The 25,201-nt window shown below is 67.6% G+C and carries 24 protein-coding genes; 9 read left to right on the forward strand and 15 right to left on the reverse strand.

Going from position 1 to position 25,201, the window contains the following annotated elements:
- Positions 1-72 precede the first annotated feature (72 nt).
- On the reverse strand, positions 73-624 hold the full coding sequence (locus IEX71_RS14450) for a P-loop NTPase family protein (protein ID WP_188837731.1): 552 nt from the start codon (positions 622-624) through the stop codon (positions 73-75).
- 151 nt (positions 625-775) lie between these two features.
- Here IEX71_RS14450 and IEX71_RS14455 point away from each other — a divergent pair, with 151 nt between their 5' ends.
- Entirely contained in the window at positions 776-1,561 is a 786-nt protein-coding gene (locus IEX71_RS14455) for a phosphotransferase (protein WP_188837732.1), read from the forward strand.
- A gap of 560 nt (positions 1,562-2,121) precedes the next feature.
- Here IEX71_RS14455 and IEX71_RS14460 read toward each other — a convergent pair.
- Genes IEX71_RS14460 through IEX71_RS14470 form a run of 3 tightly spaced genes read right to left on the reverse strand, consistent with a single transcriptional unit; the run spans position 2,122 to position 5,597 of the window.
- Complete coding sequence (locus IEX71_RS14460) at positions 2,122-2,880, reverse strand: alpha/beta fold hydrolase (RefSeq protein WP_188837733.1); 759 nt, start codon at positions 2,878-2,880, stop codon at positions 2,122-2,124.
- 1 nt (position 2,881) lies between these two features.
- Entirely contained in the window at positions 2,882-4,210 is a 1,329-nt protein-coding gene (locus IEX71_RS14465) for a C1 family peptidase (RefSeq protein WP_188837734.1), read from the reverse strand.
- Between the two features lie 40 nt (positions 4,211-4,250).
- A complete protein-coding gene (locus tag IEX71_RS14470; RefSeq protein WP_373284633.1) occupies positions 4,251-5,597 on the reverse strand; it encodes an MFS transporter in 1,347 nt (448 codons plus the stop codon).
- Between the two features lie 170 nt (positions 5,598-5,767).
- On the opposite strand from IEX71_RS14470, the gene IEX71_RS14475 reads away from it, so the two are divergent.
- On the forward strand, positions 5,768-7,144 hold the full coding sequence (locus IEX71_RS14475; RefSeq protein ID WP_229749739.1) for an esterase-like activity of phytase family protein: 1,377 nt from the start codon (positions 5,768-5,770) through the stop codon (positions 7,142-7,144).
- Between the two features lie 161 nt (positions 7,145-7,305).
- On the opposite strand, the gene IEX71_RS14480 is transcribed toward IEX71_RS14475, so the two are convergent.
- The 7 genes from IEX71_RS14480 to IEX71_RS14510 all read right to left on the reverse strand — a co-directional run bounded on the left by IEX71_RS14480 (position 7,306) and on the right by IEX71_RS14510 (position 12,487).
- On the reverse strand, positions 7,306-7,704 hold the full coding sequence (locus IEX71_RS14480) for an HNH endonuclease signature motif containing protein (RefSeq protein ID WP_188837736.1): 399 nt from the start codon (positions 7,702-7,704) through the stop codon (positions 7,306-7,308).
- A gap of 20 nt (positions 7,705-7,724) precedes the next feature.
- The gene (locus IEX71_RS14485; RefSeq protein WP_188837737.1) at positions 7,725-8,630 is read right to left on the reverse strand and encodes a hypothetical protein; all 906 of its coding nucleotides are present in this window, start codon (positions 8,628-8,630) and stop codon (positions 7,725-7,727) included.
- A 318-nt stretch (positions 8,631-8,948) separates the two neighbouring features.
- Positions 8,949-9,926 (reverse strand): quinone oxidoreductase family protein, encoded by a 978-nt coding sequence (locus IEX71_RS14490; protein WP_188837738.1) that lies wholly within the window; start codon positions 9,924-9,926, stop codon positions 8,949-8,951.
- Positions 9,927-9,936: 10 nt separating this feature from the next.
- Positions 9,937-10,806 (reverse strand): DUF3626 domain-containing protein, encoded by an 870-nt coding sequence (locus IEX71_RS14495; protein WP_188837739.1) that lies wholly within the window; start codon positions 10,804-10,806, stop codon positions 9,937-9,939.
- A 42-nt stretch (positions 10,807-10,848) separates the two neighbouring features.
- Positions 10,849-11,472 (reverse strand): L-threonylcarbamoyladenylate synthase, encoded by a 624-nt coding sequence (locus IEX71_RS14500; protein ID WP_188837740.1) that lies wholly within the window; start codon positions 11,470-11,472, stop codon positions 10,849-10,851.
- Between the two features lie 38 nt (positions 11,473-11,510).
- Complete coding sequence (locus IEX71_RS14505; protein WP_188837741.1) at positions 11,511-12,050, reverse strand: DUF1697 domain-containing protein; 540 nt, start codon at positions 12,048-12,050, stop codon at positions 11,511-11,513.
- A 2-nt stretch (positions 12,051-12,052) separates the two neighbouring features.
- Positions 12,053-12,487 carry an OsmC family protein gene (locus tag IEX71_RS14510; protein WP_188837742.1) on the reverse strand — a complete coding sequence of 145 codons (435 nt, stop codon included), beginning with the start codon at positions 12,485-12,487 and terminating at the stop codon, positions 12,053-12,055.
- A gap of 157 nt (positions 12,488-12,644) precedes the next feature.
- Here IEX71_RS14510 and IEX71_RS14515 point away from each other — a divergent pair, with 157 nt between their 5' ends.
- Positions 12,645-13,259, forward strand: a complete 615-nt coding sequence (locus IEX71_RS14515) for a histidine phosphatase family protein (protein WP_229749740.1) — start codon at positions 12,645-12,647, stop codon at positions 13,257-13,259.
- A 3-nt stretch (positions 13,260-13,262) separates the two neighbouring features.
- Here IEX71_RS14515 and IEX71_RS14520 read toward each other — a convergent pair whose 3' ends face one another.
- Positions 13,263-14,747 carry a glutamate-cysteine ligase family protein gene (locus tag IEX71_RS14520; protein ID WP_188837744.1) on the reverse strand — a complete coding sequence of 495 codons (1,485 nt, stop codon included), beginning with the start codon at positions 14,745-14,747 and terminating at the stop codon, positions 13,263-13,265.
- A 245-nt stretch (positions 14,748-14,992) separates the two neighbouring features.
- Here IEX71_RS14520 and IEX71_RS14525 point away from each other — a divergent pair, with 245 nt between their 5' ends.
- The 5 genes from IEX71_RS14525 (at position 14,993) to IEX71_RS14545 (ending at position 21,931) form a co-directional block, all read left to right on the forward strand.
- On the forward strand, positions 14,993-16,162 hold the full coding sequence (locus tag IEX71_RS14525) for an exonuclease SbcCD subunit D (protein WP_188837745.1): 1,170 nt from the start codon (positions 14,993-14,995) through the stop codon (positions 16,160-16,162).
- A complete protein-coding gene (locus IEX71_RS14530; RefSeq protein ID WP_188837746.1) occupies positions 16,159-19,476 on the forward strand; it encodes an AAA family ATPase in 3,318 nt (1,105 codons plus the stop codon). Before IEX71_RS14525 ends, IEX71_RS14530 begins: the two co-directional genes overlap by 4 nt.
- Before the next feature lie 110 nt (positions 19,477-19,586).
- Positions 19,587-19,997 carry a glyoxalase superfamily protein gene (locus IEX71_RS14535; RefSeq protein ID WP_188837747.1) on the forward strand — a complete coding sequence of 137 codons (411 nt, stop codon included), beginning with the start codon at positions 19,587-19,589 and terminating at the stop codon, positions 19,995-19,997.
- Between the two features lie 81 nt (positions 19,998-20,078).
- Positions 20,079-21,329: a pyridoxal phosphate-dependent aminotransferase gene (locus IEX71_RS14540; protein WP_188837748.1), complete on the forward strand. Its 1,251-nt coding sequence runs from the start codon at positions 20,079-20,081 to the stop codon at positions 21,327-21,329.
- 2 nt (positions 21,330-21,331) lie between these two features.
- Positions 21,332-21,931, forward strand: coding sequence for a histidine phosphatase family protein (locus IEX71_RS14545; protein WP_188837749.1), 600 nt, complete (start codon positions 21,332-21,334; stop codon positions 21,929-21,931).
- Between the two features lie 11 nt (positions 21,932-21,942).
- Here the strand turns inward: IEX71_RS14545 and IEX71_RS14550 are convergent, their stop codons facing one another.
- Entirely contained in the window at positions 21,943-22,539 is a 597-nt protein-coding gene (locus IEX71_RS14550) for a SagB/ThcOx family dehydrogenase (protein ID WP_188837750.1), read from the reverse strand.
- Positions 22,540-22,699: 160 nt separating this feature from the next.
- On the opposite strand from IEX71_RS14550, the gene IEX71_RS14555 reads away from it, so the two are divergent.
- A complete protein-coding gene (locus IEX71_RS14555; protein WP_188837751.1) occupies positions 22,700-23,248 on the forward strand; it encodes a hypothetical protein in 549 nt (182 codons plus the stop codon).
- A 33-nt stretch (positions 23,249-23,281) separates the two neighbouring features.
- Here IEX71_RS14555 and IEX71_RS14560 read toward each other — a convergent pair whose 3' ends face one another.
- Together IEX71_RS14560 and IEX71_RS14565 are read right to left on the reverse strand one after the other, a co-directional pair.
- Complete coding sequence (locus tag IEX71_RS14560; RefSeq protein WP_229749741.1) at positions 23,282-23,968, reverse strand: response regulator transcription factor; 687 nt, start codon at positions 23,966-23,968, stop codon at positions 23,282-23,284.
- On the reverse strand, positions 23,952-25,142 hold the full coding sequence (locus IEX71_RS14565; RefSeq protein WP_188837753.1) for a sensor histidine kinase: 1,191 nt from the start codon (positions 25,140-25,142) through the stop codon (positions 23,952-23,954). Before IEX71_RS14565 ends, IEX71_RS14560 begins: the two co-directional genes overlap by 17 nt.
- Between the last annotated feature and the right edge of the window lie 59 nt (positions 25,143-25,201).

Genomic DNA, 25,201 nt, shown 5'->3' on the forward strand with positions numbered 1-25,201 from the left:
AGTGTGCGGCTCGGTAGTTGGGTCGTGACCCACTGGTCGCAGTGCAGCCTGCCGACCAGGTCCGCCGAGAGATCAGCCGGCTGTTTGCAGACGCGACAAGCACATCTTCAAGTCTCGCCGCCGCTTCACGAGTAGCACCGGCGGCCCCTGTGGGGCGCTCGCCCAGGCGCGCATTCGGTCACGCTTGCGGGCGAAGCTGTCGAAGTGCCAGCGCACGATCGAATCCTGCGCGTACAAGCCCCGCCACGGCTGGGTGTTCCCGTTGCAGATGGGCTTCTTGTCGATCGCCCGCAGCAGCGTTCGGCGGACTAGCCGCTGCAACGAGAACCATCTCGGGTAGTCCAGTGCGACGACCAGCTGCGCCCGAGGCAACACCAGATCGAGCCAGGCGCCGTATGCCGTGTCCAGGATCCAGCGGTCCGCCGAGACCACGTCAGCGAACAGCTCTCGCTGGAGATCGTCCGCCACGGGAACCCACCCGGGCTTCCACGTCAGCTCGTCCGCAAGGGTCAGCGGCAGCCCAGTAAGGGCCGCGATGCACTTGGCCGCCGTGCTCTTGCCGCTGCCTGTGACTCCGTAGACAAGAATGCGGCGCGCGGCCGTGGGGTCGGTGGTCACTGGCATCCCGCCAACCTACGGGAGCGAACGGGGACTTCAGCATCGTGGTGGTGCCTCGACTCGCACACTTAATGTCGAGTCGGACAGCTACAGGTGTACGAGTCGACATCATGTGTGCGGCTCGGTAGTTACGTCGTGATCTGATCAGATGGGGAGTATGGAGGACGACTTCGACGACGGCTGGGACATGAGCGCGAAATTGGTCGACGGGCGCTGGGTGGAGCGAAGCCCCCGGCACCCGGCACTTGAACCACAAGCACGCCGTGAGACTCAGTTCCTCCCCTGGCTGGCACCGCAGCTCCCCCTGCCGGTCCCGATCCCGGTCATCGTCGCCGAAGAGCCATTGGTACTGCGGCACGCCTACCTTCCTGGGCAACGGTGCCCCGGGACCTCCGCTGCCCACGGACGTGCCGTGGGCAGCTTTCTACGGGCGCTACACGCGATCGACGCAGACGCCGCCATGGCACACGGCCTCCGCGACGCGGACTCGGCACACACCGCACGACGAGAGACCGGTGACCGGATGGCACGTGAGGTCCTGCCTCGTCTGCCCGACGGTGTCCACACCGACGGCGAACATCTCCTCGCGCGGCTCGCCCACCTGCCGGCGGACCCTTGCGTGGTCCACGCCGACCTGGGACTGGACCACATCCGTGTAACCGGCGAGGAGGTCAGCGGGATAATCGACTGGGGCGACAGCTGCGTGGGTGATCCCGCGATCGATCTGTCCGCCACAACCCTGAGCACTGGTCCGATGTTCGCCCGTGGCGTTCTGGAGACCTACCGGCCAGCACGTGAGGTCCTCGCTCGTGCGCGTGACTGGCACATGCTCAGCCCGTGGCACGAAGTGCTGTTCGGCCTCGACACCCAGCACGACGAGCTCATCTCGAGCGGCCTGACGGAAGCCATCGCCCGACTGAAGAAGTCACGAGCGCGAGCCTGACCAACAGCTGATTGCTGCCAGCGATGTACCCGCCACTATCGCGCGAACGATGCGACCACGTGCGGGGGTGGAGGTTGGCGCGGAGATCGTGCCGCAGCAGGTCTGGCGACAGCATCGGACGACCTGCGTGAGGCGCGCCGGGCCGTCGTCGAACTGGCCCCGCAATAGGGCAGGGCGAACGGGATCTGGTGCTGCCACCACGAGCCCGCGGTCACCGACCGAGCCAACGTCCGGACACTTCCGCGCACCCCGATGGCTTCGCTCCTCTCGGCGTTCGATGCCGCGACCCGCGGCTATCAACTGCTCGGAATCCACACGGTGCCAGGACGTCGCACGACTCGCAGCCACCGGCGCCGGCAAGAGTGTGATCGCTGCGGCCCGGACCGAGGAAAGACGAGCCCGACAGCTGACCGATCAGGGGGATGAAGAAGCACGACGACGCCACCGCTGGTAGCGGTGGCTGTCAGCGCCAGCAGACGGTGACGCAGGTCGCAGCCGGTTATGCCCGGTCCAGGGATCCGACGTTTGACGGCTCGGTAGCTGCGTCAATCACGCGGAGCTCACGAGGCCAGCCAGTCGGCGATCGTGCGGCCGAGTGCGGGGTCCGCCACCGCACTCATGTGATTGCCCGGGATTTCGACGAACGTGCCGTGTTGCACCGCGGCTGCCAGCGCCTCCGCGCCTTGCCGATGATCGGTGTCCTGTGCACCGCTCACGGCCAGCAATGGCTGCGAGATCCCAGCGAGCTCAGTGGGGTCGGTGCGCACGCTCGAGCGCCATACGCCGCGCAACGCCACCGGGTCCGATCCCGTCTGCCGCATGAAGATCCGCGCCTTGCCGGCCGCCGACCGCTTGTCGACCTCCTGGTCGAGGTCGAAAGCCGTTTCGTAGACCTCGTCACGCGTCTTGAGGTTCTCGATGCCGTCCAGCCCCATGCCGGCGGTGACCAGACGGGACGGTCGTGCACCGCGCAGCACCATCCGCACACAAGTGTGTGCGCCGAGCGAGTAGCCGCCCAGGTCGTAATCGGTCAGCCCCAGGTGCTCGACGAGCGCCGCACCGTCCATCGCGAGCACGTCCGGCGGGTATGCCGCGGCGTCGTGCGGCTGTCCGCTGTCGCCGTGGCCCCGCAGGTCGGGCATGATCACCCGGAATCCTTTGTCCGCAACGACTTTCGCGTGGCCGTAGCGGATCCAGTTGGTCACGGCGTTGGACACGAAACCGTGGATCAACACGACGGGCCGACCGTCGCCGAGCTCACGCCATACGAGCTGGGTGCCGTCGAAGGAGGCGAACTGGTGCTTGGTGGGTTCGTCCATCTCAGGCGAGTGAACCCATGGGGTCCCAGGCGGGCAGCACGATCGGGTCGGCGTCGAGCGCCGCCTGCAACTCGGCGGGCAGGCTGTCGCGCCGAGCGGCGATCTCGAAGACGTATTCGCCGAACCACGAGTCGTTCATCGTGTAGAAGCCCTTGTCGGCCTTCTCGTCACCCCAGGAGTTCTCGACACGCCACTTGCGCGGAGTATCGCCGTCCAGGTCGACGCCGGTGAGCAGCATCGCGTGCGTCATCAGCGTCTCGTGGAACTCCAACCGCGCTGCCTTGTCCAGCTCGAAGCGCGCGTCGTAGATGCCCTCGAAGTCGTAGAGTTCGGCGTCCCAGACTCCGGTCTCGCGTTCCATCATCTGGCCGACGTCACAGCCGAACCACACCGGCTCACCGGACTTGATGGCCTGTGCGGCAAGGGTTTTCAGCGTGCTGGAGGGGACGTTGAGGTAGCGCACCGGCGCTCCCCCGACGATGCTGCCCAGGTGGTCCACGGTGAAGGTGCGACCGCGCGGGCTGGTCGCGCGCGGGTCGTCGACGAGACAGACGTAGTCGTTGACGTCGATGGTCAGGTAACGGTCGCGGAACTCCGCAGGGGTCAGCGTGCCATCGCGGTGGAACTCGCCCTCGTCGTCGGTCCACTGCCACTCGAACTCCGTGGGCGGAGTGCCGAGATGTATGGCGAGCATGCGGTAGGCGGACGACATGACCTGCGAACGGATCTCTTCGACCGCGCTTTCGCCGTCGGCCGCGCGGATGTCGCGAGCGGCCTGGCGCAGCAGGCTGCGCAGGTTCTTGTTCATCGCAGCCGTGTTGGACGACGACTCGGTCTCCGGCATCACCGACTTCGGGACGACACCGTGCTTGGTGACCAGCGCGGCGAACATGTTCCACTGGCCGCCGTCGCCCATGACGTCCTCGAGGACGAACGACAGCGTCCGGTCGTCCGCGGGACGGTCGGACAACTCGACGATCGACTGCAGGAAGTAGTTGCAGCGCTCCAGCTTGTCCCAGAAGAGCGGGTAGTTCTGGGACAGCTCGAAGTCCTTGACCCCCAGCTTGTCCATCACGCCGGCCCGCAGCAGGTTGAGGCCGGCGAACATCCAGCAGCGGCCACTCTTCTGCTGGTTGGTGACCGGCCACTTGTCGAGCCGGTGGGACATCGATCGGTCGATGCCGGTCATCACCGAGCGGTCCAACGCGACCTCGGTGATCGAGTTGCCGGTCACGGCGTTCTGGAACAAGCGATTGACCGAGCGGGCATCGAACTCCTTGCGGAGGAGTTCGATGTCCTGCTCGGTCAACGGGGTGGGAGTTTGGCTCATGACTTCAGCTTCTCACGAGGCCGACGTCGATTGACAAGCATTACCGTACGGGGTTCGTCTTGAGCTCCTCTTCGCGCTCGTAATCGTCCAAAGCGCCTGCAGCACCGCCGAATTCGTCGCCGACCTCGCCTGCGATCCTGTCGGGCTCATCGGCACCCTCCACGTGATGCCCCTCCTCGTCCATGCCCTTGTCCGCGGCCACCAGGGTCTTGTGGGCCGTGCTGAGCAGGACTGCCGCCAGCACCGCGGTGCCGGCCGCGATGGCGAAGGGGACGTGCAGGTTGTAGTGCTCCACCAGCTTGCCCGCGGCGTATGGCGCCAGACCGCCGCCGATGAAGCGCACGAAGCCGTATGCCGCGGACGCGACGGGCCGCTCCACCGGCGAGATCACCATGACGGCCTGGGTGGTGAGAGTGTTGTTGATACCGATGAAGATGCCGGCGGCGATGACCGCGCAGATCAGCACCGTGCGATCGGTCGGCCAGATGGCGATGATCGCCAGGTCGATCGCGAAGAGCGTCAGGGCGACATACAGCGTCTGGGCGGTGCCGAAGCGACGCTGCAACCACGGCGCGCCGAAGACGGCGAAGATCGCGACCAGGATGCCCCAGCCGAAGAAGACGAAGCCGAGCTGGATCGCGGACAGCTTCATCGGGAACGGTGCATACCCGAGCATCGTGAAGAACGCCCAGTTGTAGAACAACGCCGCGACACCCATCGTCAGCAGTCCGCGGTGGGTGAGCGCCTTCAGCGGCGCGAGAACGGACGTGTGAACCGTCGGCTTCGGGGTGTCCGGCAGGAAGAAGACGGTCGCGATCAGAGCGATGAGCATCAGCACGGAGACGCCGTAGAACGGACCGCGCCAGGACATCTCACCGAGCAGGCCGCCGAGGAGCGGCCCGCACGCGATGCCGATGCCGAGGGCGGTCTCGTAGAGGATGATCGCGCCCGCGAAACCGCCGGTCGCCGACGACACGATGACGGCCAGCGAGGTCGCGATGAACAGCGCGTTGCCCAGGCCCCAACCGGCGCGGAAGCCGACGATGCCGTCGATCGAACCAGCCGATCCGGCCAGTGCGGCGAACACGACGATGAGCGCGAGTCCCGCGATCAGTGTCTTCTTCGCGCCGATACGGCTCGAGACGGCGTTGGTCACGAGCATGGCGACGGCAGTGACGACCAGGTAGCTGGTGAACAACAGCGTCACCTGGCTGGGCGTCGCGTCCAGTTGCTCGGAGATCGCCGGCAGGATCGGGTCGACGAGGCCGATGCCCATGAACGAGACGACACACGCGAAAGCGACGGCGTAGACCGCCTTGGGCTGGTTGAACATGGAGGGCCGTTTCTCCCCGGCCACCGGGTGACTCACGCTGCACTCCTTCGACATCGATGACTCCGAACCTGCAAAACTATATACACCAGCTATATATAGACCAAATCCAGTGCGCCAAAGTTCACCGGAACGTCGGCACGCGCACACCCGCTGGACATGGCCGACCGGTTGGCTTCCGACGGCCGCCGCACCCGTCGGCCGGCATCGAAGATCCAGGAGCACCCGTGGCCCGTCATCGCACTCTCATCGCAACAGCGATCGTCGCCGCGCTGGCGTGCTCGGTCGCATCCCCGGCGTTCGCGCACGGCGAGCATGGTCGTCACGACTCCGATCCGGCGTCGGCCGTGCAGCTCTACACCGAATCCATCGACCCACTCGGTATGGCGGGAGGCGTCTCCATCGACGGTGCGGCATACGGGTCGTCGTTCACCGCCAAGCCAGGCTCGCGTACCGCCTTCTACGGCGTCACCGACCGTGGTCCCAACGTCGACGGTCCCGACGACGTCAAGGTCGAGCCGCTTCCGGGTTTCACACCGGCCATCGGCGAGTTCCGCTTGCAACACGGTCGCGCGAAGCTGGTGAAGCGGATCCCATTGCGGGCCGCCGATGGCACGCCATACAACGGGCAGACGAGCCTGGCCGGCAGCACCGGCGAGACGATCGTCGACCTCAACGGCACGAAGCTGTCGCCCAGTCCGTCCGGCTATGACCCGGAGGGTCTGGTGGCGATGCGGGACGGGACGTTCTGGGTCTCGGACGAGTACGGCCCGTTCATCACCCACTTCTCCCGCGACGGCCGTCAGCTCGAGCGGCTCTCCCCCTTCGACGGTTCGCTGCCGGTGGAGTTGTCCGAGCGACAGCCGAACAAGGGCATGGAGGGCCTGACCGTCACGCCCGACGGCCGCACCCTCGTTGGTGTCATGCAGGCCGCGCTGAACGCGCCGGACGGCCCGAAGTCCAAGAACGTCAACGCCGTTCGCATCGTCACGATCGATCTGCGCACTCGCCGGACCGCCGAATACATCTACCTGCTGCACAGCGATGGCGAGCCGTCCACTGCGGTCAGCGAGATCTCGGCGTTGAACAACCATGAGTTCCTCATCGACGAGCGGGACGGCGACCCCGAGCCCGGTGCCAACAAGAAGCTCTTCAAGATCGACGTGCGCGGCGCGACCGACGTCGGCAAGTTCTCGACACTCGAGGGCGCGACGTACGACGACGCCAAGGGCGGGCTTCTCGTGGGCGGCAAGACGATCGAAGCCACCGTCGGCAAACATGGCACCGGCGCAGCAACGAATGACCTTGCCGCCGTGGGCATCCGGACGGTCAAGAGCTCACTCTTCCTCGACCTCGGAGGCCTGGTCACCGCCATCGACCCGAAGGGTGGCTTCTACGGGCACGACAAGGTCGAGGGAGTCGCCGTCGTCGACGGAGGCAAGCGCCTGGTCATCTCCAACGACAGCGACTTCGGCATCGACGCACTCGCGAACGACGCCGCGCCATACCGACTGCACGTGAAGACGCAGCCGAACGGCGAGCAGGACACCGGCGAGCTGCTTGCCGTCGAGATGTCGAAGGTGCCCGCCGAGTTCAAGGGTTGAGAAGTCGGCCGCCAAGTAAGCGAGCTCGTGTCATACCTATGGTCGAGCGTCGCGCTGAGAAGTCAGTGAGGAACGACCCGGGTGTCTCGAAGGGTGGGGCGAGCCGTTAGGCGAGCCCGTATCCACACCCCGCACCGGCTGAATTGTGTTGGGGGCTGGTGTTATTCGCCGGGTGTGGTGGTGTAGTCGCGGCCGGTGGGGCTGGTCCAGGTGCATGCACCGTCGGGGGTCATGGTGACGGTCCAGCCGTGGGCTTGTTTGGTGCGGTGGTGGTGGCGGCACAGGCATTGCAGGTTGGTTGCGGCGGTCGGGCCGTGCGGCCAGGGGGTGACGTGGTCCAGGTCGCAGCGGTGGGCGGGGGTGGTGCAGCCGGGGAACCGGCAGTGCCGGTCGCGGGTTTGGACGTAGTGCTGTAGGCGGGTGCTGGGCCGGTAGCGGGTTTCGCAGGTTTCCAGGGTGACGCCGGTGTCGGCGTCGATCAGGGCACGGGTGATGGTCATCCCGAACGAGCGGGTCATGGTTTCGATGACGTCGGCGGGGATGGTGCCGATGCCGGGCACGGTGGCATCACCCAACCGGGCTACAGGGGCGCGGGGTTCTGATGGTGGTGGTGCGCCACGGGTGGTCGTCGCGGATGGTGGCGCTCCTCGCAGTTGGTGGGCGTGCAGGTCGGCGTGCAGGTCGAGGTCGGTGGGTGCGTATTCGTCGTCGAGTTCCCAGTCGGCGAAATCCGCGTCACATGGTGGGTATTGGTGTTTGAGGAGTTCGTTGAACTCCCGGTCGATCTCGTCCTGACTGCGCACTCTGACACCGCACGGTCGCCCTGTTGCCGGTGTGGGTGTGGTGGGGCGGCCGTGGGGGAAGACGGTGGTCCCGGTGACGGGGTGCGCGAACGCGTCGGGCCAAAGGCATGGTCGGGGTCACCCAGCAACGCGGTTTCGACCTGCCGGGCCAGGTCCAGGGTTGCGGGGGTGCCGTCCTGGGTGGTCTCGCGGGCGACCCGGCCGAGTGCGCGGTGAATGCTGGTGAGTTTGGCCGGCTCCAACTCCCCGGTGCCGACATGGCCGAACAGGCGTGGGGTGCGGATGATCGCATCAGTGGCCTCGCTCACGCGGGACTCGGCCTGCCCGGTGGTCCACCCGAGCCGGGGTCCGAGCTCGGAGCCGATGAACGGGGCACGGAACGCCCCGACGGGGTGCCGGACCTGCGGGTCCCGGAATCCTCGCGGGTCCCGAGAGTCGGGGGTGAAAGTGTCTTCGATCGCGCCGGCTTGGGCCAGTCGGGCGGACTGCAACGCCCACACCGTGTTCAGCACCTGTTGGGTGGCCACCACCTGATCCAGCAGGTCGTCCTTCGACAAGGCCGCGGCGTCGACCCGAGAGTCCTGGAACGCTGCGACCAGCAGGTCGAACGCGGCGGTGATCTTGCCCGCAGCACCGCCGGTCGCACCCTGTCCGGGTGTGGGTGCGACCGGCGGTTGTTCCATGTCACCATGATACGCGTGTTCGAATACTGGTTCAAGCGTTTGAACCACGAATTCCTAGTGGCAACAGCAGTACTCGTTCAATCGACTGTGGGGCGGTGTGCCATCCATCCAGACCTCGCGGACAGTACGTCCGAGGTCTCGATACACCTCCCCCGCTGCGCTCCTCCGACACTCGACCCGCCAAGGCATAATCGATTCCGGCAGCGTCGGCGGTCTCGATACGGGCTCCGCCGGCGCTCCGACCTACTCAACGCACCAGAGGCCCGACCTGCCAGAAGGCACGACCCACCGTCGCGCCGCGCCCCTCTCGCGGGCGACTTATGGGATGAGCAGCAGCTTCCCGGTCGTCTGACGACCCTCGAGCGCTTCGTACGCCGCCGCGGCCTCGTCCAGCGAGTAGCGCGCGCCGACCTGCAGTCTCAAGCGCCCGGCGGCGAGTTGGCCGAGGATGTCTTCCGAGCGCCAGAGCAACTCCTCCCGGTCCAGCAGGTAGGACGCGAGGGTCGGCCGGGTCACGAAGAGCGAGCCGAGCTTGTTGAGGACCTGCAGGTCCAGCGGGTCGACTTGTCCGCTCGCGCCACCGAAGAGCACACCGAGGCCTCTCGGCCGCAACGACTTCAGGGAGGCGTCGAAGGTGGCCCTGCCGACTCCGTCATAGGCGACGTCGACGCCTCGACCGGCAACGCGCCGCACCTCCTCTGCCAGCGCATCGCCGGAGAGCTCCCGATAGTTGATCGTGTGTTGTGCGCCGAGATCCCTTGCGATCTGGAGCTTCTCGTCACTGCCGGCGGTTGCGACGACGGTCGCGCCCGTACCGGTGATCAGCTGCACGAGGAGCTGCCCCACTCCCCCGGCCGCAGCATGCACCAGCGCGATCTGACCGCTCTCGATCCGCCAGGTCGAGTTGACGAGGTAGTGCGCCGTCATACCCTGCAGCATCGCGGCGGCAGCCACGTCGAGCGCAAGACCGTCGGGCACCGGCACGGCCTGTGCGGCAGGCACGTTGGCCAGCTCGGCCGCGCTGCTCGGAGGTCCGGCCCACGACACGGAGTCACCGACGGAAAAGTCATCGACGTCGGGCCCGACGGCTTCGATCACACCGGCGCCCTCTTCGCCGGCAACGAACGGCGTCGGCAGCGGGTAGACGCCCTGCCGTTTGTAGACGTCGATGAAGTTGACGCCGACCGCGGCGACGCGGACCTGCACCTCGCCCGACCCCGGCGGCTGCACCTCGACGTCCTGCACCTCGAGGACGGATCGGTCACCGGGCTTCGTCACCACCAGAGCACGTGTCATACGAACAACTCTAGTCAGCCGGCCGGTTCGCACGGCCTTCCGCGGTGCCGAATCGAGCGACGTAGTGCCAGACCTGTTTGATGGCCTGCGGGTGGTGCCGGTCGGTGCGAGCGGCATCGCCCACCAGCCTCGGCGTCAGCCGTCCGTCCACCGCCAATTCACCTGCCAGCGAGACGATTTCAGCTCCCCGGAACCCGGGGTGAGCACGGATGTCGTCGATCGAGGCTACGAAACCCCCGTGCCACTCGACCGGACAGGCGAGACCACGGGCTGCCTCTTCGACCACAGTCCCCCGATAGCTCGGATCGAGGACCAGAGCCTCCACGTCCGTGGCCAGGTCGAGGTGTCCGTGCACGTGCGCCTCCACGTAGTCGTCCATCAGGTCACGACTGTCCGCATCGGCGAGACCGGTCAACGAACACGCTGCAGCGACACCGAAGTCGGTCGGGTCGGCGAAACTGTCGGGGTAGCAGAACGTGGTGCGTTCCAGCGTGTGCGCCGCGAGCCGAATGTATGACGAGCCGAACCTCGGCGATGCGCCTGTGCCACGCAACCGGTGATCGAGCGCGCCGTACTTCGGGCGCAGATCCGGGTCGGCGGCGTCATACGCACCATCGAAAAGTGAGCTCTCCCAACGGAACCGGTCACCGCCGAGGTATGCCGTCAGGCCGCCGTTGCTGGTGCCTGTGACGAACTGCGAGGCGTAGACCCCTTCCCGAACCAGGCGCTCGATCACCAACTCACCGCTGTCCGGCGACGCCCACCGGTCCGGGTGGAAACTGCACGTGACCCGCAATCGCGGATCCAGCGGAGCGCCCATCGCACGTCCGGCCACGGCCGCGACCGCCGCGGTCACTGGATCCTGCTGTGACTCAGGCATGCTGACGGCCCGGACAGACCCGTTCGAACGGGTGGGTCCTGGTCACGCCTCGAACGGCGTTGGGTCACCGGCTCCGATGCGAGTCACCTCGGCGTACCCGTCCGAGATGTCGACGACGGTCGTCGGCTCGATGCCGCACTCGCCGGAGTCGATCACCGCGTCGACCTGGTGGTTGAGCGCTTCCTTGACCTGCCAACCGTCGGTGAGCGGCTCCTCCTCGTCCGGCAGGAGCAGCGTGCTGGTCATGATCGGCTCACCGAGCTCGGCAACCAGCGCACGAGCGACGGGATGATCACTGATGCGGACGCCGACGGTCTTCTTTTTAGGTTGCTGCAAGCGGTGCGGCACGTCGGAAGTGGCCGGAAGGATGAAGGTGTAGGGACCCGGAGTGGCCGACTTGATCGCGCGGAAGACGCGGTTGTCGATGTGCACGAGTTGCCCGAGTTGGGCGAAGTCACGGCACATCAGGGTGAAGTTGTGCTTGTCGTTCAGTTGCCGGATGCGGACGATCCGATCGCGGCCCTCGCGGTTGCCCAGCGTGCAGCCGAGCGCGAAGCAAGAGTCGGTCGGATAGGCGATCAGCCCACCGTCGCGCAGGATCTGCACGGCCTGCGCGATGCTGCGCGGCTGGGGGTCCTCAGGATGCACGTCGAAGTAGCGAGCCATGCGCCCACCGTACGACGTGTCCCACGGGCCATGCAGTCCTATGCGCCCCACTTGTCGGCGAGCGCCCGAACGACCTTCAGGTCACGGCTCGTCGCCACCGCGCCGCCGCGCTCCAGCACGGCGTTCGAGACCTTGGCCTCGTGCGTGGGTTTGCCGAGCCACCAATGGATTTCGCTGCCAGCCGGGTGCAGGCGTTCGCCAGGCACATCCCACCCGGCAAGCACGGCCGCCCGATCCTCCGGCAGCGGCTCCCGGAAGAACGTGACGTAGCGCCGCAGCGTGGCGCCGCGGAGCGGATCCGGGAGGCCCGCGGCATACGCGGCGACCTGCCGTAGCTGGGCGGGGCTGCGCACCACACACGGTATGGCGAAGCCGAACTCGGCTTCCAGCAACGCTTCCAGGGCCGTGCCGACCTTGGACGCACTGCGCATCGAACTGCCGACGAGCACGTTGCCGCTCTGGATATGCGTCTGCACATCCGCGAAACCAGCAACCGTCAGCACCTCCCGCAGGCGCTGCATCTTGACCCACCTACCGCCGACATTGACCGCGCGCAGCAGGACGACATGCCGTGGCATCGTCAGTCGGCTTCGTGCGAAGTGACCTCGGTCGGCAGCATCACCGTGCGGCTGACCGTGCACAGGCGTTCGTGGGACTTGCGGATCGCCTCGGGAAGCACCTTGCGCGCCGCGTCACCCTCCTCGCCCTCCGGGAAGGTCACCCGGAAGGTCACGTCGATCGGGCCCATGTGGTTGCCCTGCTCGTCACGCAACTTGTCACCCTCCGCGGTGACCTCGAACCCCGTGGGCTCGCTGCGACGGGTCGTGAAGATGTCCACGTCGATCCCGGTGCAACCGGCGATTGCGGTGAGCATCAACTCGACAGGCGTGAACTGATCGTCGCCGCCGCTGCCGAAGTCCATGGTCCCGCCACGCGCGTTGGTGGCGCGGAACTTGCCGGGGGCGGTCCGGGAGATCGTGATCGAGCGATGGGCGTCCGAAGGCTGAGTCGTCATGCTCCAATCCTGCCAGTACGGTGTGATCCGTGAGCGAGCGAAGCGAGCGTTCCAACAGACTCCGGGCGAAACGCGCAACCCTCCGGGGTCCCCGCGAAGAATCGGAGCGACGAAGGGGCGGAGAACTTCGTGGGGTGGGGCGAAGGAGGGGTGCGAGTTGAGCGCGCACTCCGAGCACAGCATCGTCCTGATCCGCCACGGCGCCACCGAGTGGTCGCGCAGCGGACGCCATACGGGCACCACCGACCTGCCACTCCTGCCCGAGGGAGAGGCCGACGCGCGCAAGCTGCGCGACCAGGTCAGCGAGCTGGACGTCGTGGCGACGTTCTGTAGCCCGATGCAACGGGCACGCCGTACCGCCGAGCTCGCCGGACTGACCGACCTGCGGATCGACGACGACCTGCGCGAGTGGGATTACGGCGCGTACGAGGGACTTTCGACACCGCAGATCCGCGAGAAGCTGGGCGACCCGTCCTGGGAGATCTTCGCCGATGGAGTGGAGTCAGGCGCCACACCGGGCGAGACCGTCGAGGATGTCGCAGCACGAGTCAGCCACGTCGTTCGTCATGTGGTGCCGCTGCTCGAGGTCGGCAATGTCGCGCTGGTCGCGCATGGCCACTCGTTGCGAATCTTCGCGGCCATCTTTCTCCGCCAGGAGGTGCGCATGGGTGCCCAGCTGATCCTCAACGCCGGCTCGTTGTCGACGCTCGGTTTCTACCACGGGACACCGTGCATCCAGGTCTGGAACACCGGCGGCGACGTCGCAGGGTGACGGTCAGCGCGGTAGCTCCCAGGTGTGCACGGGCTCACCGATGTGCATGTTTTCCAGGTAGATCCGCAGCATCTCGACCAGGGCGCTCGCGCGGTCCTTACCCTTCGCCTCCAGCGCGTTGACGCAGTCGATCTGCCACGACGCGCCATTCTGGCCGGTACGACACCGCGCCTCGATCACCCCGAGATAGCGATCGCGCACCTCGGTCGCGACGCCCCACGACCTCAGCCCCTCGTCTGCCATGGGCAGCAGGTGCCGCAGCGTGAGCTCGTCGGCCTGCACCTCGCCGGATCCGGGCCAGTAGACCTTCGCGTCGATGCCGCGCCGCGCGCAGCTGTAGAAGTTCTCCTCGGCGGCCGCGAAGCTCATCCGCGTCCACACCGGACGGTCGGAGTCGGCGAGGGTCCGCACGACGCCGTAGTAGAACGCGCTGTTCGCCATACCGTCGATGATGGTGGGACCCGCTGGCAACACACGGTTTTCGACCCGCAGGTGCGGCTTGCCCTCGACGATGTCGTAGATCGGGCGGTTCCAGCGGTAGACGGTGCCGTTGTGCAGACGCAGCTCGGCCAACTGCGGCGCCTCACCCGCCTCGAACACCGCCACCGGGTCCTCATCGGTCGACTCCGGCAGCAGCGACGGGAAGTAGCGGACGTTCTCCTCGAAGAGGTCGAAGATCGAGGTGATCCAGCGTTCGCCGAACCAGACTCGCGGGCGCACCCCCTGGTTCTTCAGCTCGACGGCGCGAGTGTCGGTCGCCTGCTCGAAGAGCGGCACTCGACTCTCGTGCCACAGCTCCTTGCCGAAGAAGTATGGCGAGTTGGCGCCGATCGCGAGCTGCACCGCCGACAGCGCCTGTGCGGCGTTCCAGTGATCGGCGAACCGGTGCGGCTGCACCTGCAGGTGCAGCTGGACCGAGGTGCACGCGGACTCCGGCGCGATCGAGTCGGCGAACATCGCCAGGCGATCGCCACCGCCGCCCTCGATGTCGATGAAGATGTCCTCACCACGGGCGGAGAAGATCGCCTCGTTGAGAGCGGCATACCGGGCGTTCGCGCTCATCCACTCGGTGGTGAAGTGCTCCGGCATGAGGGTCGGCAGGATGCCGATCATCGCGATCTGCGCGCCGGCGGAGTTCGCCTGCTTCTCGGCCCTGTTCAGGCTCTCGCGGAGGTCCTTCTCCAACTGCAGCGCCGAGTCGCCGGGCAACGGGCGGGGGCTGACGTTGAGCTCGATGTTGTACTGCCCGAGCTCGGTCTGGTAGTCCTCATCGGCGATGCTGGCCAGCACGCTCGCGTTGCTCATCGTCGGGTGGAGGTCCTCCCCCACCAGATTCAACTCGATCTCCATGCCGGTCAGTTGGCGCTCGAAATCGAAGCTGTGCGTGTGCAGCATCCGCTCGAAGACGTCCAGGTCCTGACGCACCTTCTCGCGATAACGCTGCCGTTGCTCGCGCGTGTATGACGTCGCAGCGACATCTTTACCCATGAGGCTCAACCTTCCTCTGCTGTCCTGGACGAACTTCCATGAGGATCTCCTTGGGCCGGCGTAGGACCGGCGTGACGACACGCTCGCACATTCTTCGGCCGACCGGCGGTTAAACGCCGGCACCGGTTGCGGCGGCGTCATCATGCGGACAACGAACCGGATCCCTGGGTCCATCCCGAGCAGCGATACGCCACACGCCGGGCGTGCTGCGCGGCAGTGTCGGCGGTGGCTCATACCCTGCAGACATGCGCCTGATCCACACCTCCGACTGGCACCTGGGACGCAGTTTCCACGGCGCTTCGCTGGTGGACGCCCAGGCGGCATACCTCGATCACCTGGTGGAGGTCGTCCGCTCCGAGCGTGTCGACGCGGTGCTGGTCTCCGGTGACGTCTACGACCGCGCGCTACCCGGCCCGACCAGCGTCGCACTGCTCGACGAGACACTGGTCCGGTTGCGCGACGCCGGGGCCCAGGTCGTCCTCTCCGCCGGCAATCACGACTCCGCGGTGCGGCTCGGTTTCGGCTCCCGTGTGCTGGAGCACGGTGGGGTGCACATCCGCGCCGCCGTCGAGTCGATCGGCACGCCCGTGCTGCTGGACGGTGTCGCCGTTTATCCGCTGCCCTACCTGGAGCCGGCGTTGGCGGCTCCACTGCTGGACGCTTCCGAGGCGACCCACGCCGGCGTGCTGCGCGCGGCGATGCGCAGGGTGCATGCCGACCTGGCGACCCGCGGCACACCCGGTGTCGTCATGGCACACGCGTTCGTCGTGGGCTCGGCGACGTCGGACTCCGAACGAGACATCTCCGTCGGCGGGGCGAGCGCGGTGCCCGCATCGACGTTCCGTGGTCTCTCGTATGCCGCCCTCGGTCACCTGCACGGCGCCCAGCGCGTCGGCGACCTCGGACGCTACAGCGGATCGCCGGTCGCGATGTCCTTCTCCGAGGCCGATCACCGCAAGAGCTCGGTGCTGATCGAGGTGGACGGCGACGCCGTCTCCACGACGCTGGTCGACGCACCCGTGGCACGCCCACTGGCCAGACTGCGCGGCACGCTCGACGACCTGCTCGCCGACCCCGAGTTGGGACACGCCGAGCAGTCCTGGTGTCAGGTCACGTTGACCGACACCGCCCGGCCGCTGGGTGCGATGGACCGGCTGCGCCGACGCTTCCCGCACACGGTGCAACTCCTCTTCGACCAACCCGTGACGCAGTTGCGCGTCGACGGCTACACCAGCAAGATCGCCGGCAAGGACACCCTCGACCTGTGCTGCGACTTCCTCCAACACACCCGTGGTGGCTCCGGTGCCACCGACGCAGAGCGGACGTTGCTGCGACAGGCTGTCGAGCAGGTCCGACTCGGTCGTGATGCCGCCGACGGACCGGACCGCGTGCACACCGTCGACGGAGTGGCATGAGGCTGCATCGCCTGCGCCTGCAGGCATTCGGACCCTTCGCCGGCTCCGAGGAGGTCGACTTCGACGGGCTCGCCACCGGCGGGCTGCACCTGATCCACGGACCCACCGGAGCCGGCAAGACCAGTGTTCTCGACGCCATCTGTTTCGCGCTCTTCGCCGGCGTTCCCGGCGGTCGGATGCAGGGTCGCGAAACGCTGCGCAGCGATCACGCCGAGCCGTCGGTGCGGCCGGAGGTGGAGCTCGAGTTCGGCGTCGGCGGTCGTCGTCTGCGGGTCCGCCGCTCCCCCGAGCACGAGGTCGCCAAGAAGCGCGGCATCGGCACCCGCCTCCAGCGCGGGAGCGTGACGCTGGAGGAAAGGCACGCAGGCGGTTGGGAGACGGTCAGCACCCGCAAGGACGAGGTGGCGCAGACGATCGGCGACCTCCTCGGCATGGGGCTGCCCCAGTTCGCGCAGGTGATGTTGCTCCCCCAGGGCGAGTTCACCGCCTTCCTGCACGCCAAGCCGGACGACCGCGGGCGACTGCTCGAGCGACTCTTCGACATCAGTGACTTCGCGGCGCTCGAGCAGTGGCTGGCCGGCCATCGCAGGTCCCTGGAAACACAAAGGGCGCAGGCCGATGCCCAGCGAGCGACGCTGATCGCGCGGGCTCGGGACGTGCTCAGCGGGGTCGTTCAGGAGACCGATGGCGCCATCCCCGCGGACATTTCCGCAGCCCACGGCGAGGTCGCTGTCCGGGAAGAGGTCGCGGACGATGCCACGGACGCGCTCGGCCGGCTCGAGGACGGAGCGGACGGCGCGCTGCTCGCCCATCTGGTCGAGGCGTTGTCCGACCGCCTGACCGCAGCACTCGCCACGGCCGACACCGCAGCCGGTCAGGTCGAGCGACTACGCGGTCGGCTTGCAGCGGAACAATCGCTGGCTGCGCTGCAGCGCCAGGCGCAGGCAGCGCGGCGAACGCTCGACGAGGTCGCCGATCAGGCTCCGCGCCTCATCGACGCGGAGACCCGGCTCGAAGCATCCGCCCGTGCCGAGCGCTGCCGCCCCGCGATCGCTGCAGCAGCCCGGCGCGACCAGGCCCATGCCCAGGCACGCCGCGCCGCCGCCTCCTGTCGGACCGATCTCGCACGACGCAGTGCCTGGCCGGTGCCCGAGCCGCACCATGACGACGGACTGACCGAGACCGCACTCGACTCCCTCGTCGAGCGGGCCGCGGCGGGCACCGCGGCACTCGCCGGACGCCAGGAGGTGTTCCGGCAGTTGCGGACACTGGTGGGAGCGGTTCGTGGCGCGACCGACGAGTTGCGGACGGCGCAACGGGAATCCGAGCATCGCCAGCGCGCGATCGACGCCGCAGCGACGCAGCTGTCGCAGCTCCACGCGCGCCACGCCGAAGTGCTGCCGGACGCACTCGCACATCCCGGCTGGCAGCAGCTGCTCGACGAAGTCGATGAGGCCACAGACTCACTGGCCGGTGCCGTCCACGACGTCGACGCGCTGATCGCGGCCGAGCAGGAGCACCGGCGCACCCAACGCGTCTGGACCGCCGCCGAGCAGGAAGTGCTCCGGCTCCGCCACGCGCGATTGTCCGGCATCGCCGCGGAGCTGGCCGACGACCTAGTCACTGGCGAGCCGTGCCCGGTGTGCGGTTCGGCCGACCACCCGAAGGCAGCACGACCGGCACCGGATCGGGTCGACGCCGACCAGGTCGCGGCCGCCGAGGAGGTTGCCGCCGGCGCGTCCGATCGGGCCGCCGCAGCGGCCGCCCGGTGGTCCGCGCTGATGGGTCGAGCACAGGCGACCTGTCGGACTGCGCTCGATGCGCTGACGACTGCGACCACAGCACCTGTTCGGGACGCACCCGACTCGGCCTCCGAGGACGACACCACTTCCGTCGACGGCGCACTGACCACGCGGCGAGCGCTCGCCGCAACGGTCGACATGCATCAGCTACGAGCCACCGAGCTGACCGCAGCGCTCGACGCCGGTTCCCCCTCGGTCGACCCAAAGCTCGCCACCGTGCTCCGTTCGCTCGCGCAGCTCGTGACCGACGCCCGCGATCGTGTGACGGCGGAGGTCGATCGCTCGGGCTCTGCGGCGGACCAGCTCGCCATACTGGACGAGCAGGTGCGCAGCTTCGAGGCAGAGCGCTCCGGGGCACACGAAGCGCTGGCTGCACGGCTCGGGGCTGTCCGCCTGGCGCAGTCGCGATTGGAGTCGCTGCGCACGCAGGTCAAGTCCGGCACCTCCCGGCTGACGGAGATGACGCAGGCGCACGATGCCGCGTGCGGCTGCACCGCGGACTCAGATCCTGCTGCCGAGCACGCAGCGTGCGTCGCAGACCTCGACCGACTCCGTGTCGCCGCGGCGCAGCAGCGGACGACCGGGTCGGAGGCCGGCACGGCACACGCCGAGTTGGACGCGATGCTCCAGGAAGCCGGCTTCCCCGATGCCCGATCGGCCTCGCAAGCAAGCCTTTCCGACGAAGATTGCGAAGGTCTGCGCTCGCTGGTCGACACTGCACGCACCGCAGCGGCGAAGGCGACCGGAGTCCTTGAGCAGCCGGACGTCGCACAGGCCGCGCAGGCACCGGCTGCGGTGGTCGACGAGATCGCCGCAGATCTGACGTCCGCGGAGCACGAGGCTCGACATACCCGCGACGCCGTCAGCGAGGTCCGCCGCGCCCACGGGAAGCTTCAGCAGATCACCGCAGAGTTGGCCGACCACGACGAGCAGGTCGGTCCGCTGCGCGACGAGCTGGCCGTCGCCACATCTCTTGCCTCGGCGGTCGCCGGCGCGGGCGACAACACCATGCGGATGCGATTGACGGCATACGTCCTCGCGGCGCGGCTCGAGTCCGTCACGGCACTCGCCAACGAACGCCTGCAGCTGATGACCGACGGCCGCTACCAGCTCGAGCACACCGATCAACGCGCTGCGCGGGGCAGCAAGAGCGGGCTCGGCCTGCGCGTTCGGGACGCGTGGACCGGCACCACACGCGACACGGCGACCTTGTCCGGTGGCGAGTCGTTCATCGCCTCACTCGCCCTCGCGCTCGGTCTCGGTGATGCAGTGCTGGAGTCCGCCGGCGGACGACGGCTCGAGACACTCCTGGTGGACGAAGGCTTCGGCTCTCTCGACGAGGACAGCCTCGAGCAGGTGCTCGACGTGTTGGACAGCCTGCGCGCCGGCGGGCGCAGTGTCGGCATCGTCAGCCACGTCGCCGAGCTGCGCACCCGCATCCCGGCACAGATCCGCGTGCACAAGACCGCGCACGGCTCGACCTTGCAGGTCGTGACCGACTCGGTCGCATGAGCCCCGGTGAGGCATGCGACAGCAACCTCAGCGGACAGATCCTGTCCGCTGAGGTTCCTAATGTGTGAAGTGCTTCGAACCGAGCGATCACCGAACTGTGAGGACCAGCCATGGATTTCAAGCTCGAAATTGTGCCGATGCCCGTCGCCGACGTGGACCGCGCGAAGGCCTTCTACACCGACCAACTCGGGTTCCACGCCGACTTCGACCAGCGACCCACGCCGGAGATCCGATTCGTGCAGCTGACTCCTCCGGGATCGGCCTGCTCGATCGTCATGGGTGAGGGTGTGGTGCACATGCAGCCCGGCTCTCAGCAAGGCGTGATGTTCGTGATCGAGGACGCCGACGCCGCCCACGACGAACTTTCCGCCAAGGGCGTCGAGCTCGGCCCGGTCGACGAGCAGCCGTGGGGACGGTTCGTCTACGTGACCGATCCCGACGGCAACCAGCTGGTGCTGCAGCAGCTCCCGGCATACGCCTTCGACAGCGACGGCAACCGGAAGGCGCCCGGCGCGCATTGACAGGCGCCGGCCACCGGAGATGAGCGGGCCACGCCGCGGACACTCAGGCGGCGGGCCGGCTACCCGTGGGAAACTTGACGGGTGCGGCCCATCAAACAGTCCAAGAAGCTCCAGGACGTCCGGTATGACGTGCGTGGTCCGATCCTCGTGGAAGCCGAGAAGCTCGAGGCCCAGGGCCATCGCATCCTGAAGCTCAACATCGGCAACACCGCGCCGTTCGGCTTCGAGGCCCCGGATGCAGTGTTGCGCGACATGATCCACAACCTGCCGCAGTCGCAGGGATACAGCGACAGCCGCGGCATCTACTCCGCACGCACCGCGGTCGCCCACTACTACCAGTCGCACGGCTTGACCGACACCACCGTCGAGGACGTCTTCATCGGCAACGGCGTCTCCGAGCTGATCAGCATGGTGCTGCAGGCGTTCGTCGACGACGGCAACGAGATCCTCATCCCGGCGCCGGACTACCCGCTGTGGACGGGTGCTGTCTCCCTGGCCGGCGGCACACCGGTGCACTACCGGTGCGACGAGGCCAACGACTGGAATCCTGACCTCGCGGACATCGAGGCCAAGATCACCGACAACACACACGCGCTCGTCGTGATCAACCCGAACAACCCGACTGGTGCGGTCTACTCCGAGGAGACCGTGCGCGGCCTGGTCGACATCGCCCGCCGCCGCGACCTCGTGCTGATGGTCGACGAGATCTACGAGAAGATCCTCTTCGAGGACGCGGTGCACCACCACGCGGCCACGTTCGCCGGCGACGACGTGCTGTGCCTGACCTTCAGCGGCTTGTCGAAGGCCTACCGGTCCTGCGGTTACCGTGCCGGGTGGCTGATGATCTCCGGACCGAAGCATCTGGCTGCCGACTTCCTCGAGGGCCTGACGCTGCTGGCCAACATGCGCATGTGTGCCAACGTGCCCGGACAGCACGCGATCCAAACCGCGCTCGGCGGCTATCAGTCGATCAACGAGCTGATCGGCCCGGGCGGTCGCTTCTACGAGCAGTCGATGACCGCGTGGCGACTGCTCAACGAGATCCCGGGCGTCAGCTGCGTCAAGCCGCGCGGTGCGCTCTATTGCTTCCCGCGTCTCGACCCCGACGTCTACCCGATCGAGGACGACCAGGAGTTCGTCATCGAGCTGCTGCGTGCCGAGAAGATCCTGGTCACCCACGGCACCGGCTTCAACTGGTTCGAACCCGATCACTTCCGCCTCGTGACGCTGCCGGACGTCGATGTGCTCACCGAGGCCATCGGCCGGATCGCCAATTACCTCAACGCCGTTCGCGCGGGAGCTCTCGTCACCACGACGCAGGACCACCGCTAGCGATGTCGATGCTGCACTGCCCCGCGACGGTGTTGCTGGCCAGGCACGGTCAGGCGGCATACGAGGCGACGACCTGGTCCGACGAAGGCGGCTCACTGACGCGCGAAGGGCGAGCCCAGGCACGTTCGCTGGCCGACCGGCTGCACGGGCGCCGCGTCGCGCAGATCTACGCAAGCACCATGGCACGTGCAGTCCAGACCGCCGAGATAGCGGCCGCGAGGCTCGGCGTCGACGTGACGACGCGCGTCGGTCTGCAGGAGTTCGCTGTCGGCGACCACTACGCCGTCGAACGCGACACCGACCCTTTCGCCGAGACGTTCGCGCGCTGGCTGGACGACGACCTCTCGTTGCGCGTACCCGGCGGCGAGACGGCTGACGAAGTCATCGCCCGCGCGAACTCCGTGCTCCAGGACATCGCAGACGCGCATCCAGGAGAGACGGTGCTCGTCGTGGCGCACGGCGGCATCCTCACGATCGCCATACGCAATCTGATGACCTTCGAACCCGGTGTCAGGCCAAAGCAATTCGCCAATTGTGCGTTCGCCGAGACCGAGCTGCGCGGCGACGGCTGGCGACTCACCGGCTGGTCGGACCCCGACTGACGAACCCTGGATCAGTCCTCGGCCCGAGAACCCAGCGGCAGGATCGCCAGGAGGTCGTGGCCGGCCGGGATCAACCCGCTCGTGACCTGCTCCGCCCGCACCTCGTCCAACCCGGCGATCAGCACGGTCCCCAGCCCTTGGTCGGCTGCCCAGAGGTAGGCGTTCTGCGCCATACATCCGGCCTCGAGCCATACGAACCGCTCACCGTGCTCGGGCGGCTGATCAGTGAAACGCGTTCTGGCAGCACGCAAATCGGCTGACAAGAGCAGCAACGCCGGGCACTTCGTGACCCAACCCGCATCCAGGGTCGCGGACGCCAACTTCGCGCGTAGGTCGCCGGACGTCACCGGCTCCAGGGCGTGTGAACCGCTGTCGTAGCGGTAGCCACCCGCCTCGACGCCGTCCACCCGAGCTGCGACCACTGTCACCGCAATCGGGTACGACTCCCGAGCCGAAGGTGCCGTCCGATGCCCGTTCGCTGTCGTGCCCGCCACGCTCCCCAGTGCTGACATCAGGGTCTCCCCAGTCAGCCCGCGCTCCACGTAGGACTTCACGGACAACCGTCCCGCGAGCAGATCCTGCAGGCCGTGCCCTGTCGTGGAAGCCATTCGAGCAGGCTACGACGCCGCCATACCGGTGCACGTCGAGGGTGGAGATCGTCTCCACCCGATCTCCACCCGGTCTCCGTCCACGGGCAGATCCGCACGGCGCCGCGAAACCGGATGCTGGAGTCAACAAGCCGAACACCGCATCCAGAAGGGCAACATCATGTCGGACTTCCAGCAGGCACTCCTCATCAGCGGCGGCATCGCCACAATGGTCCTCGCCACCGGTTACGGCCGGCGAGCGTTCACCCTGCACTCGCTGATCCGGCCGCTCGCCGCGATCGTGGGTGTCGGCTTCTTCTACCTGCGTGGTATGCCGACCGACCGCTCCGAACTGTGGCTGTATGCCGCGGGACTCGGCATCGGTGTCGTGTGCGGCGTCGTCGCCACGGTCTTCACCGGCATCGAGCGGGACGTGCGCACCGGCAGGGTGATGACCGTGTGTGGTGTCGGCTTCGCCGCCACCTGGCTCGCGGTCGTCGCGGCCCGGCTGGCGTTCGTGTGGGAGGCCGAGCACGACCTGGGCTTCCGGGAGCACCTGGGCACGTTCATGATGAACCACCAGCTGCACGAGAGCTCGATCGCACCGTTCTTCGTGATCTGGGCGCTGGCCATGGTGGTCGTCCGGATCGCCGCCAACGCGGTGCGCGCCGGTCAGCTGCCGCAAGCCGGGTCGACCGTGGCGGAGGCCAAGCAGTCGGTCGCGGTCTGACTACTCCCCACCGGATCGAGGATGCACTCCCTCTCAGGCGGCGTCGGTCGGGCCGAGCCCGTGCTGGAACGCGAAGGTCACCGCGGCCGCCCGATCCCGAACGCCGGCCTTCGCGAAGAGATTGTTGATGTGCGTCTTGACGGTGCCTTCGCTCACGAAGAGGTGGCCGGCGATGTCCCGGTTGCTCATGCCAGACGCGATCAGGGTCAGCACTTCCTGCTCACGCGGTGTGAGACCCGCCGGTGGTGCCGCCTGCGCGCCGGCCGGCAGCTCGGCCCGCTGCATCGCGGCGCGGACCAGCTGCTGCTGCACCTTCTGATCGAGCACCGCCTGTCCACCGGCCACCGTCCGGATGGCGGCCGCGATGTCCGCACGCCCGGCGTCCTTGGTCAGGTAACCGCGAGCACCGGCGTCGAGTGCGCGCATGATCGACTCGTCGTCGCCATACGTCGTCAGGATCAGCACGTTCACGTCCGGTGCGCGCCGGCTCAGCCGGCTGGTCGCCTCGGCCCCGTCGACACCGGGCATGTTCAGGTCCATCAGCACCACCAGGGCACGCTCCGCGATCGCGGTGGCCACCGCTTGGTCCCCGTCGGCGGCGGTCCCCACGACCGAGATGTCGTCGTAGAGGTCCAGCATCGCGGCCACCGACTCCCGAACAACCGTCTGGTCATCAGCGACGACCACTCGAATCTGCTTGTCCTCAGCGGACACTCGCACCCCTGTCATTGTTGTTCTGCATCGGCAACCGCACCGCAACCTGCCAGCCGCCGGCATACGATCCCTCACCGACCGGTCCGATCGAGCAGCTTCCGCCGAGCAGGTCGACCCGCTCCCGTATGCCGACGAGGCCCAACCCGCTGCCGGCACCGGCTGCGATCTCCTCACCACGGCCGTTGACCACCTCGGCGGTCAACTCGTCGCCGACACGCCCGACCGTCACCCGCACCTTCGCCCCGTGCGCGTGGCGGCGGGCGTTCGTCAGTGCCTCCTGAACGATCCGCACCATCTCCTGCCCGATCCTGGAATCGACATCACCGACCGCGTCCGAGAAGTCGAACTCCTCCCCCGGTTGCACCATGCGGTCCAGCGTCGACCGCAGATCAATGGTGCCCTCCCGCAGTGCGCGGACCGCACGACGGGCCTCGTCCAGTCCGTCCACCACCAGGCCGCGAGCGGTCTGCACCGTCGCGCGACCGTCGTCCGCACAGCCTGCTTCGAGCTGCGCATCCGCGAGATCCAGCTGCAGGCTGACCCCCGACAGAGAGTGCGCCAGCACGTCGTGGATGTCGCGGGCGATCCGGGTGCGTTCCGCCAAGGCACTCGCCCGGGCGTCGGACTCCGCCGTCAGCATCGTCTGCTCGACCAAGCGGGCGCTCAGCCGCAGGGTGCGCTTCCGGCTCTGCGACGCCAGGCCGGGCAGGACCGTCAGGCCGACGAGCATGACGACGTACCACTCCCACGCGTCGGATCCGGCAGCCGGGTTGCAGATCATCGCGGTCACCACGGTCATCACGGTGAGGCAGACCGCGACCCGGGTAGGCCAGCGCGCACCGAAATGACTGCACGCCACGAAGGCGAGCGACACGCACCACCCGGATGCTCCGAACGCCATACCCGCAGTGACACCGAAGGCGACACTGACCGCGAACCTCGGCCACAGACTCAGCAATCGGTCCGGCAGCAACCGCACGAAGGCAAGTGCTCCGCACAGGGCGACCAGCGCGTAGGTCAGCACTGTATGCCCGCCGATGGGCCGCAGGGTCAGGAAGCTGAGCGTGACGAACAGTGCGGCGAGCAGTGGCTGTACGCGTTCGTCGAAGAGGTCGATCCAGCTGCCCGACAGCACGTCGTCATCGGACGATTCGAGCTCTCGTCGCAACCGCTTCAGCACTCGACGATTCTGGCACCCCGGTCCCTGACACGCGTCCCGACGTGCCAGGGCCCGCCGGA

The organism is Flexivirga endophytica, assembly GCF_014640635.1.
Taxonomy (GTDB): Bacteria; Actinomycetota; Actinomycetes; order Actinomycetales; family Dermatophilaceae; genus Flexivirga; species Flexivirga endophytica.